General features: G+C 64.9%; 8 protein-coding genes and 1 riboswitch. Of the genes, 6 read left to right on the forward strand and 2 right to left on the reverse strand.

Annotation, left to right across the window (positions count from 1 at the left end):
• Positions 1–25 precede the first annotated feature (25 nt).
• Positions 26–835, forward strand: coding sequence for a 3-oxoacyl-ACP reductase (locus NFG58_RS06775; protein ID WP_348827834.1), 810 nt, complete (start codon positions 26–28; stop codon positions 833–835).
• The gene (locus tag NFG58_RS06780; protein ID WP_348827835.1) at positions 835–2,124 is read left to right on the forward strand and encodes an LLM class flavin-dependent oxidoreductase; all 1,290 of its coding nucleotides are present in this window, start codon (positions 835–837) and stop codon (positions 2,122–2,124) included. The genes NFG58_RS06775 and NFG58_RS06780 overlap by 1 nt, the downstream gene beginning before the upstream one ends.
• 115 nt (positions 2,125–2,239) lie before the next feature.
• On the opposite strand, the gene NFG58_RS06785 is transcribed toward NFG58_RS06780, so the two are convergent.
• On the reverse strand, positions 2,240–3,685 hold the full coding sequence (locus NFG58_RS06785) for a sodium:solute symporter family protein (protein WP_348827836.1): 1,446 nt from the start codon (positions 3,683–3,685) through the stop codon (positions 2,240–2,242).
• Between the two features lie 80 nt (positions 3,686–3,765).
• Positions 3,766–3,868: riboswitch (TPP riboswitch) on the reverse strand.
• 59 nt (positions 3,869–3,927) lie between these two features.
• On the reverse strand, positions 3,928–4,716 hold the full coding sequence (locus NFG58_RS06790; RefSeq protein WP_348827837.1) for a hypothetical protein: 789 nt from the start codon (positions 4,714–4,716) through the stop codon (positions 3,928–3,930).
• Positions 4,717–4,887: 171 nt separating this feature from the next.
• Here NFG58_RS06790 and NFG58_RS06795 point away from each other — a divergent pair, with 171 nt between their 5' ends.
• The 4 genes from NFG58_RS06795 to NFG58_RS06810 all read left to right on the forward strand — a co-directional run bounded on the left by NFG58_RS06795 (position 4,888) and on the right by NFG58_RS06810 (position 10,101).
• The gene (locus NFG58_RS06795) at positions 4,888–6,567 is read left to right on the forward strand and encodes a diguanylate cyclase (RefSeq protein ID WP_348827838.1); all 1,680 of its coding nucleotides are present in this window, start codon (positions 4,888–4,890) and stop codon (positions 6,565–6,567) included.
• Positions 6,568–7,044: 477 nt separating this feature from the next.
• Complete coding sequence (locus NFG58_RS06800) at positions 7,045–8,412, forward strand: TolC family outer membrane protein (protein WP_286985200.1); 1,368 nt, start codon at positions 7,045–7,047, stop codon at positions 8,410–8,412.
• On the forward strand, positions 8,396–9,253 hold the full coding sequence (locus NFG58_RS06805) for a hypothetical protein (protein WP_306169107.1): 858 nt from the start codon (positions 8,396–8,398) through the stop codon (positions 9,251–9,253). The genes NFG58_RS06800 and NFG58_RS06805 overlap by 17 nt, the downstream gene beginning before the upstream one ends.
• 44 nt (positions 9,254–9,297) lie before the next feature.
• Positions 9,298–10,101, forward strand: a complete 804-nt coding sequence (locus NFG58_RS06810) for a SapC family protein (protein ID WP_287165795.1) — start codon at positions 9,298–9,300, stop codon at positions 10,099–10,101.
• The last annotated feature ends 71 nt before the right edge of the window (positions 10,102–10,172 follow it).

Below are 10,172 nucleotides of genomic sequence, written 5' to 3' on the forward strand. Positions count from 1 at the left end.
CTCGCCTCGACCAAGGACCCGCCAGATGACCCTTTCCGACGCCTCACCCGCTACCTCCGCAAGCCCGCCCGCGCTTCCCATTTCCCGCCAGCTGGTCGTCGTCACCGGCGCCGGACGTGGCCTCGGTGTCAGCCTGGCGCGCAGTTTCCTCGAGCAGGGCGCGCGGGTGGTGGTCAACTATCGACGCAGCGAAGAGGGCGCCAACTCGCTGGTAGCCGACTATCCCGAGCAAGCCCTGGCGGTGGCCGCCGACGTCTGTGATCGCTGCGCCGTCGATGCCATGTTCGCGCGTGCCCGCGAGCACTTCGGCGCGCCGGTTACCACCTTGATCAACAATGCGCTGCCGGACTTCGCCTTCAACGGCGACGCCCGCCCCGGTCCCGACGAGCTGACCTGGGAGCACCTCGATCATCAGCTTCAAGGGGTCGCCCGGGGTGCGCTGAACACGGTGCAGGCTTCGCTTGCCGGCATGCGTGAGGCCGGCTTTGGTCGCATCGTCAATATCGGTACCAACCTGTTCCAGAACCCGGTGGTGCCCTACCACGACTACACCGCCGCCAAGGCGGCGCTGCTGTCGCTGACGCGCACCCTGGCCCACGATCTGGGCCCGGACAACATCACCGTGAACATGATCTCCGGGGGCCTATTGCGCACCACCGATGCCTCCCGCGCCACGCCGGAGGCGGTGTTCGATCTGATCGCCGCCAGCACACCGCTGAGACGGGTGACCACGCCGCAAGAGTTTGCCGACGCTGCGCTACTGTTCGCCTCGCCCTGGTCGCGAGCGGTCACCGGCCAGAACCTGGTGGTCGACGGCGGACTGGTGAAGGACTGATGGCCAGCATGCACCTCAATCTGTTCATCATGGGCTGTGGCCACCACAAGGCGGCCTGGCGTCATCCCCGTTCCAGCGTCGAGCGCCTGGCCGATATCCGCTACTACGAGGAGCTGGCGCGGCTCGCCGAGCGGGGTCGCTTCGATGCGGTGTTCTTCGCCGATGGTCACGCCGCGGGCAACATCGCCGACGGTCCGCTGTGGACCCTGGAGCCCCTGACCATGCTGGCGGCCATGGCGCGGGCCACCGAACACATCGGGCTTATCTCGACCGTCTCCAGCACCTTCTATACGCCGTTTCATGCTGCGCGCATGCTGGCCTCGCTGGACCATATCTCCGACGGACGCCTGGGCTGGAACCTGGTGACCTCGATGTTCGACAGCGAGGCGCGCAACCATGGGCTCGAGGCCATGCCGAGCCACGCCGAGCGCTATGCCCGGGCGGAGGAATTCGCCAATACCGTGCTGGCGCTGTGGGACTCCTGGAGTGACGACGCCCTGGTGAGGGATCGCCAGGGCGATTACGTCGACGCCAGCCGGGTCGGTCCCATCCATCATCACGGCGAGCACTTTCTGGTGGATGGCCCGCTGACGGTGCCGCGTCCGCCCCAGGGCCACCCGGTGCTGTTCCAGGCAGGCGCCTCGGATCAGGGCCGTGACCTGGCCGCGCGCTGCGCCGAGGCCATCTACGCGGTGGCCTACGATCTGCCCTCGGCCCAGGCCTACTACAGCGACCTTCAGGCCCGGGTAAAGGCCGCTGGCAGACCGAAGGTCGCGATCATGCCGGGGCTCGTCACCTACGTCGGCTCCACCGAAGAGGAGGCCAGACGCAAGCAGCGGGAGCTCGACGAACTGTTGCCGGTGGACAGCTCCCGGCGCCAGTTGAGTCAGTTCATCGGTCAGGACGTGAGCGACTGGGAATTGGATGCCCCGGTGCCCGAGCTGCCGCCACTGGAGGCCTTCAGCGGGCCCAAGGGGCGCTACGCCACGATTCTGCGGATCATCGAGAGCGAACGACCGACGCTGCGCCAGTTGCTGGGACGGCTCGCCGCCGGTGGCGGCCACTGCACCATGGTCGGCACCCCGGAGCGTATCGCCGACGAGATGCAGCGCTGGGTCGAGCAGGGCGGGGCGGACGGCTTCAACCTGATGCCGCCGTCGCTGCCGGACAGCATCGAGGACGTGGTCGAACAAGTGGTACCGGAACTGCAGCGCCGCGGGCTGTTTCGACGCGAGTACCAGGGCCGCACCCTGCGCGATCACCTGGGGCTGGTGCGGCCCGGGCGCTGATGAGCCGGAACTGCCAGGGCCCCTGATCGCCAGGCCTTGAAACGACAACAGCGGGACGCGTCAGCACGTCCCGCTGTTTTTTATCACGCCTTGCCAGGCTGTCAGCGTGGCGGTGTCAGCTCTGGAAACGCCGCACCAGACTGCCCATGCGGGTGAAGTCATAGTCCTGGCGGGATGGCAGCAGCTTCATCAGCACCAGCGAGACCAGCACCGGCACGAAGGCCGCCAGCAGGAAGGATTCCAGCAGGGTGGCGGTACCGCCGCTGGGGGACGGGAACATCGCCAGCCCGGCGACCAGACCTGCAGCGGTGCTGAGGACCGCGTTGCGCCCGTCGTAGCGGCGATTGAACAGACCGAAGAACACCGGGAAGGCCGCCGCCGAGCACAGCAGGTCCGCCAGCAGGAACAGATAGAGCACGCTGTAGCCCTGGGCCGCCACCCAGGTCACCGGCACCGCTGCGGCGACGATCAGCCAGCGTGCCAGGCGCATCAGGGTGGCTTCGCTGGCCTGGGGCAGCAGCCGGTGCATGTCGACGGCGATGATGCTGGAGGTGGCGTTGACGGTGGTGTCGGCACTGCTCATCACCAGGGCCAGACCCAGCGGAATCAAGGCCAGGGCGAACCACCGCGGCACCTCGGACAGCAGCACGCTGAACAGCGCCACCGAACCGTCTCCCTCGAGCCCGAGGCCGACGAAGGCCAGGCCGAACAGGCCCATCAGCACGATCACCGGAAAGTTGAACAGCCCTGCGATCCAGAAGCCCCGCCGCAGCACCTTGCTGTCCCGGGCGGCGTAGATGCGCTGCCAGGTGCCCTGGTAGAACAGGCCGGTCAGCATCACCGCGATAAAGAACGTCAGGCCGGCACGCAGGCCACCGGCATCGGTGACATCCAGCAACTGGGGCGCACGTTCCTGCAGGCCCTCGAGCGTCGGCGCGACGCCGCCGGCGGCCTGCCAGCCGAACACCAGCAGCAGCGCCAGCAACGGCAGGATCACCAGCATCTGTACCTTGTCGGTGAAGATGGTGGTGCGCAGGCCGCCGTAGAAGGTGTAGAGCAGGGTCGCGATCATCACTACGCAGGCGGTCAGCCACAGAGGGATCGGCGCCAGCAGGGTGACCATATGGGCGATTGCGGTGAGGCCTGCCGCCAGCGAAATGAACAGATAGAACAGCATGATCGTCAGGGTGAAGGCGTACATGGTGCGCCCGTAGCGATGGATCACGAACTCGGTAAGGCCGTGGCCTTCGGGGATCAGCTCACGCATGCGTCGTCCCAGCGGGATCATCACCAGGCGCGGTACCATGGAACCCAGCGCATAGCCCAGTACCGCGCCGATGCCGCCCCAGGTGGCCGCCTGGGCGGGGCCGAACAGGATCCAGGTGCCCAGGGTGGTGGCCACCAGGGTCAACACCGTGGCGCGGGTGTTCTGGCTGTTGCGAGCCGAGATGTAGTCATCCAGGCCGCCCTGACGACGTCGGGCATAGATCAGGCCGGGGATGGCAAAGATGGCGGCGCACAGCAGAAGCCACAGCGCCGTCCAGGTGGGATCGAGCATCATCGAAAGAAGACCTCTTTCTTGTCGTTGTCCGCAGGGACCGGTGGACAGGCGGGACGAGCGGCGGACAGGAAGAAAGAGGAGATAACGCAACCATCCTTCCCTTCGCCGGCATGACCCGGATCAGGTTCAAAGGGTTACCGCGTGATGCGGAATCTCAGCCGTCAGGCTCCCCCAGGAATGCGCACAGCGTAGGACCGCCTCCGATGGCTGTCAATTGGCGCTTTGGCCGCAGCGACGGGGCGTCAGACGGTGGGCGAGGTGCGCAGGCTGTGCCAGCCATCGTAAAGCCAGTTTGCCGCCCGGCGTGGATCGATGTCAGCCATCGCCAGATAGCCATGACAGCAGGCCTCGCGGCTCGCTCGCACAATGGCCGAGGCGTCGGTGGCGTCCATCACCAGGGTGCGTCGGTGCCCGCCGCCGCCGCGCAGGAAGGGAGCCGCGGGCGCGCGCTGGAACTCGACGCCTGCCGGCAGGGGCGCTGTCGAGTGATGCGTGTCGGGGTGGTCTGGGGCGCACAGGATGACCTCGAAGCCGAGCCGTTGTCCCTGGCGCGCCAGGTCGGCATTGACCGGAGAGTGGCCGGTCAGTACCAGACGCAAGGCCGGCTGGATCAGCACCTCGACGACGTCGTCGCCGATCTGGACCAGCGGACTGGTTGGCGTGGGTCGCTGCAGGTTCATGGACGTACTGCCCAGGCTGACGCGGCGAATCAGCGATGGCTGGCCGGCGAGCGTTGCATGGATGACCTCCAGGTGCACCAGGGTCTCGCTGCTCGGTGACAGGCGCTCGACCAGACAGGGGGTGCCATCGTTGGCGTTGTTGTCGATATTGACCAGGCAGGCGCCGCCGCCCCGGGCCTGGGTCAGCAAGATGGGCTGTCCGGCGTACCCGGGGCCATCGGCATCGCTGGTGACGCTCAGGTGGGGGAAGGCGGGAGCAGGGGTGTCCAGGCGTGTGCACAGCCAACTGGTATCCCCGCGATTGGCCAGCGTCAGGGCGTGTTCGATGGCGACAAGGTCCTGGTGGATCATGGGCAGCTCCCGCGGCGGTGTCGGCCACGCCAGCATAGCGTGGAAGCGGGCAAGCGAAATAATCCGGCATCTATAAGCATCTTTTCATAGGCTAGAGAAGACGGCACGCGAGCCGCCAGGGTATTGACCTGCTGCCGGTCCAGGGCAGGGCTTACGCAAGGAGATGTCCTCATGGAGCGTTTTGCCTGGGTGGAAGAGGCATTGGTGTCGTCCGGAACGGTGCTGGTACGCCTGACGCCGGAGTTGCAGGTGCACGACGTGGTCGGTGATGCCGTGCGCGTGCTGGGCGAGCCTGGAGACGTCTGGATCGGGCGGGGGCTGGCAGAGCTGCCTGGCGAGGCCGCGGCAGTAGCTGAAGCCTGGGTCTCCCGGGGTGCCGCTCACGCTGCCAAGCCTTCGATGCCGCTGGAAATGGGCGATGGTAGCTGCTGTCGCCTGGCCGATGGTGGGCTGGTGCTGCGACTGTCGGCTCGGCAGAAGGCAAGCCGCGGTGTCATCGCGCGGATGGCCGACCACCTGCCGGTGATGGTGGCCTACGTCGACCGCGACTTCTGCTTCCGTTTCAACAATCGTGCCTACCTCGACTTCATCGGCCTGCCTGCCGAGGCGCTGATGGGGCAGCCGGTGTCTTCGGTGCTCGATGCAGACTCCTACGCCAAGATCCGGCCACGTTTCGATCTGGCGCTGGCGGGGCAGGAGGTCAGCTACGAGGATTCCCTGGTGCTCCAGGATGGTCGCCAGATCTACTTCAAGGTCCACTATCTGCCGGACCTGGTGGAAGATGAAGTGATGGGCTTCTACGCCATCATCCAGGACGTCTCCGAGTATCGCTCGATGATCCAGTTGTTACGGGATGTCCATACCGGGGTAAATCGCACCGATATCGGAGTATCAGAGATCGTCGACATGCTGCTGCGTGACGCCTTGAGCTACCTGAGGCTGGATATCGCGCTGGTCAGTCAGGTCGAGGGGGAGCGTTACACGGTGCGCTGGGCGGCCTCGGATAATGCGCCAGTAGGGGCCGGCGATAGCTTTGCACTGGGTGACACCTACTGTCGGCTGACCCTCGACGCCGATGACGTCTTCCATACCCACCGCGCCGGGCAGGACGAGCGAGTCAAGGGCCACCCCTGCTACGAGAACTTTCAGCTGGAGACCTATATCGGTGCACCGCTGCGGATCCAGGGCAAGGTCTGGGGAACCCTGAACTTCTCCAGTCCGTCGGTGCGCCGGCACGCCTTCAGTGAGGTCGACATCGAGTTGGTCCGGCTACTGGTCGGGGCCGTCGAACGTGTCATTTCCAACGAGATGGAGGTCGAGCGTATTCGCCTCGAACGTGATCAGCTGGAAGACCAGGCGATGACCGATGCCTTGACCGGACTCCCCAATCGAAGCCAGCTGGATCGCCACGTCACCCGCCTGATCGAGGAATGCGACAGTGGCGGGATGGTGTTCTCGCTGGCCGCGGTCGATATCGACTTCTTCAAGCAGGTCAATGATGGTTTCGGTCATTCGGCCGGTGACCAGGTGCTCACCTGGCTGGCGCAGACAGTAGCCAACTGCCTGCGTGATGGCGATCTGGTGGCGCGCACCGGCGGCGAGGAGTTCGTGGTGGTCATGCGGCGCACCGCCTTGCCCGAGGCGATCAAGGCGGCCGAGCGGGTGCGTCGTGCGGTGGAAGGGGGGGAAATCACCCTGTCGGATGGACAGACGATTCGCATCACCATCAGCATCGGCGTCAGCCAGTATCGCAAGGGGGAGGGATTTGCACCGCTGTTCGAGCGCGCCGACCGGCGCTTGTACAGCGCCAAGCGTAGTGGTCGCAACCGCATTGCCAGCCAGGATGAATAGTGCCCAGGTGTCGCCAGGTGCAGCGTTGTCATCGCTGACGTAGGACTTTGCTCGTGCTTGCGGTCTAGTCTGAAAGGCCCAGTGTGGGTGGTTGGGTAATCTCAGGTGGCTGGGCTGAGGTGACAGCGGCTGGCAGGCCCTGGCATCACCTTCCCGTCACGGGATTTTCACCACACCCTCGGCCCCGAAGAGTGCCTCCTGCCTAGGCGTAGTTCCTGAACTTTCCAGGTTTCAATGTGTTACCCGATTCCCTTCGGTTGCGGAATGCGATAGCGGGTATGAACTTTCTCATCTTTTGCGATGTAGTTTCCTACTGCGTCGATACTGCGTTGATCATGTTGCCTGCAAAAGAGTAGATAGGAGCTGTGTTCCTACAAAAGATGTGGGTAATATCGTACATCCGTTGTTAATAAAATATTACAAAGCAGTTGCGTAATGCCGGTGTTTGTCCCACCGGTGCGCAGGGGAAAAATCATCATGCATCTCAACAAGCTTGCGTTCGGCCTGGCGTTGGGCGGGTGGGCGTGCCTGCTTGCTCCGTCCGTGCTGGCAGAAAGTCTGCTGGAACTTCACGAGCTCGCGGTGGACAGCGATCCTCAGTTTCAGGCCGACTTTCATGGTAAGCAGGCCACCGATGAGCGTTACTATCAGGCGCGCTCAGCGCTGCTGCCGCAGATCAATGTCAATGTCGAGCGCAGCGAGATCTCCCAGGACATCGTCAGTACCGACAACGAGGTCTACGGCAGCGGCAGCACGTCCTACCCGACCACCGTCTACGGTGTCTCGCTCGAGCAGTCGATCTATGACTATTCCCGCTGGGCAGCCTTTGGCCAGGCCAAGCTGGAGATCCAGCAGGCCGCGTCCGAGCTCGAGGTCTCGCGCCAGGATCTCTACCTGCGGGTGGCCGAACGCTACTTTGCGGTACTCGCCCTGTCGGAAAACCTGAGTTTCCTGCAGGCCGAAAAGAAGCAGGTCCAGACCAATCTCGAGCAGGTCAGGGCGCGTTTCGAGGACGGTTTGATTCGCGAGATCGATCTGCTCGACGCCCAGGCGCGCTTTCTGCAGGTCGAGGCGCGGGAGCTGGACGTGGCCAACCGTCTGCGCGATGCCCTCAATGCCCTGGCCGAGGTCAGCGGCGTGCGTCCGGTGGAGCTTAGCCTGGTCGATGAGGACCTGACCCTGGCGAGCCCGGAACCGTCGTCAGTCGAGGCCTGGATCGAGCTGGCGATGCAGCGTAATCCTCGTCTGTCAGCCGCACGGCTGGCGGTGGAAGTGGCCAATCAGCAGGTCAAGGTGAGTCGTGGTGGTCACTATCCGACCCTCGATCTGAGTCTCGACTACGACAACGACGAGACCGAGGGCTCATTGTTCGGCGGCGGCAGCGAGGTCGAGACCCAGACCATTCGGGTCGGCCTCGATGTGCCGGTCTACAGCGGTGGGCGAGTGTCGTCGGAGGTGCGCGAAGGAACCCGTCTGATCGAGGCAGGGCAGGCTCGACTCGAACAGGTGCGGCGAGAACTCGACCGCGAGATACGTGCGGCCTTCGAGGGTATCGTCACCGCCATGTCCCGGGTCAGGGCTCTGAGCGAGTCCTTGAGCGCCAACCAGCGCATCGTCGAATACCGCCAGGTGGCCTATGAATCCGGTGTCATGCCGGTGCTCGAACTGCTCGACGCCGAGCGCGATCTGTTCTTCGCCCGCAGCGAACTTGCCAGTGCGCGCTACGACTACCTGATCAGCGTGCTGCGGCTGAAGCATGCCGCCGGCGTCATCAATGGCGAAGACCTGGCGGAGATCGACGCCCATATGAATGACCGGATGGACCTCCTTGCCTTCCAGCACTGAACCCCGGCCCTTCGCCGAGCGTCAGGCGTTGATCGAGTCCTGGCTCGATAGCCTCGCGCGTCCCTACAGTGCCGAGCGCTCGGTCAAGTGCGCTCCCGCCCGCTGGGCGCATCAGCGCAGGCTCTACAGTGTGCCGCTCGAGGGCGTTGACGCCGACGATCTGGCGGTGCGCCTCGAGGGGTTGCTGGAGTCGCTGGCGCTGGCGCCTGGCGACCGGAGGGCCTTCGTCGCCGGACTGTCGACGCAGACGATGGCGCACTATCTGCATCTCGGGCTGGAGGCCGCGACCACCAAGGTGTACTGGGAAGCGCCGCTGCCGGACAAGGCCCTGCCGGGGCGTCGCTTCCCGCTGTACCAGGCGTGGAAGTGGCGCCCTGGCGTCGACGCCAGTGTCTCCGACTATGTCCTGCTCGAGAGCGCCGAGGCGGTGCGCCATGCATTGGCGAGCACGCTTGCGGCGATGCCCCCGCTCGTCGGTGACGTGATCGAACAGCTCGAGGTCAGCCACGCGCTGGCACGAAAGCCCTGGCCACCGTTGACCGTGAGGATCGAGGAACGGCGCCAGGGTCGCGATACCGGTCGTGATTCCCTCAATCTGCATCTACATCCGGCCGAGATACGTCTGGGCGAACTGGCGGGCCTTTTGTTGTCGCTGGCTCGCGAGTGGCGCTGTACGTCGCGCGCACAGGCGATCGAGTGGATCGCCGCCCACGGCGACAAGCCGCTGAGCAACCTTTCTCTGGGGTTCGATGCGAAAGGCGAACCCTTCGTGACCTTCTACCACGGGGTGACACTGGTCTCCCCGACTTCCACCGGCGCGCTGGCCGCGCAATGGCGCTGACGTCCAGGCCCAGGGACGACACTCAAGTACTAGAGGACTCTTTCATGGCGACTCAACTTCTTATCTATCGCAACGTTCAGCCGATCACCCGCGACAAGCATGGCGAGCTGTCGCTCAAGGTCGGCAAGGACTTCGGCTTTGCCAGCGGGGTGAACTCGGTGCCGCTGATGGCGGCCGAATTTCCGACCGCCGCCACCGACCTGCCGATCGTCTTCACCCAGGCCGACGACGGGGTGCTGCCGGTCGCCGTGCTGGGACTCGAGCAGGACCAGAATCTGCTGGTGGACCGTGAAGGCCAGTGGCGCGGTGAGTACGTGCCGGCCTTCTTCCGCCGCTATCCCTTCGTGTTTGCCTCCGCCGACAACGACAAGACCTTCACCCTGTGCATCGATGATGACTACGAAGGGCTCAATCGTGACGGTCGCGGCGAGCGCTTCTTCGACGCCGACGGTGAGCAGACCCAGTACCTGGGCAAGGTGCTGGACTTCCTTCAGGACTATCAGGCGCACTTCCAGCGCACCCGCGCCTTCTGCGCCCGTCTGGTCGAGCTCGACCTGCTCGAGTCGGTCGAGGCCCAGATTCGCTTGCCGGAAGGTGGTCAGCGCACCCTGACCGGCTTCCAGGCGGTCAACCGTCAGAAGCTCAAGGCGCTGCCTGAGGACAGCCTCAAGGCGCTGCTGGACAGTGACGAACTGGAGCTGCTCTACGTCCACCTGCAGTCGCTGCGCAATCTCAATCGACTGAGCCGTCAGGCGCAGGGTGGTTCGCGGCTGGGTGCTCTGGCCAAGGGCGACCCCGCCGAGGAGGCGGTCGCGTCCGACGCCGAACAGGACACTCCCGTTCACTGATCGACCGAGATCAGGGGGCGTATCGTCGCCGCGATGCGCCTCTTGACGTTTTTCGCCACCGGAGTCCCCCC

The organism is Halomonas sp. RT37 (genome assembly GCF_040070525.1).
Lineage (GTDB): Bacteria > Pseudomonadota > Gammaproteobacteria > Pseudomonadales > Halomonadaceae > Halomonas > Halomonas litopenaei.

Excerpts from the sequence above, each read along its gene's own strand:
- NFG58_RS06775 (WP_348827834.1), top strand. The coding sequence starts at position 26 with ATGACCCTTTCCGACGCCTCACCCGCTACCTCCGCAAGCCCGCCCGCG.
- NFG58_RS06780 (WP_348827835.1), top strand. The coding sequence starts at position 835 with ATGGCCAGCATGCACCTCAATCTGTTCATCATGGGCTGTGGCCACCAC.
- NFG58_RS06785 (WP_348827836.1), bottom strand. The coding sequence starts at position 3,685 with ATGATGCTCGATCCCACCTGGACGGCGCTGTGGCTTCTGCTGTGCGCC.
- NFG58_RS06790 (WP_348827837.1), bottom strand. The coding sequence starts at position 4,716 with ATGATCCACCAGGACCTTGTCGCCATCGAACACGCCCTGACGCTGGCC.
- NFG58_RS06795 (WP_348827838.1), top strand. The coding sequence starts at position 4,888 with ATGGAGCGTTTTGCCTGGGTGGAAGAGGCATTGGTGTCGTCCGGAACG.
- NFG58_RS06800 (WP_286985200.1), top strand. The coding sequence starts at position 7,045 with ATGCATCTCAACAAGCTTGCGTTCGGCCTGGCGTTGGGCGGGTGGGCG.
- NFG58_RS06810 (WP_287165795.1), top strand. The coding sequence starts at position 9,298 with ATGGCGACTCAACTTCTTATCTATCGCAACGTTCAGCCGATCACCCGC.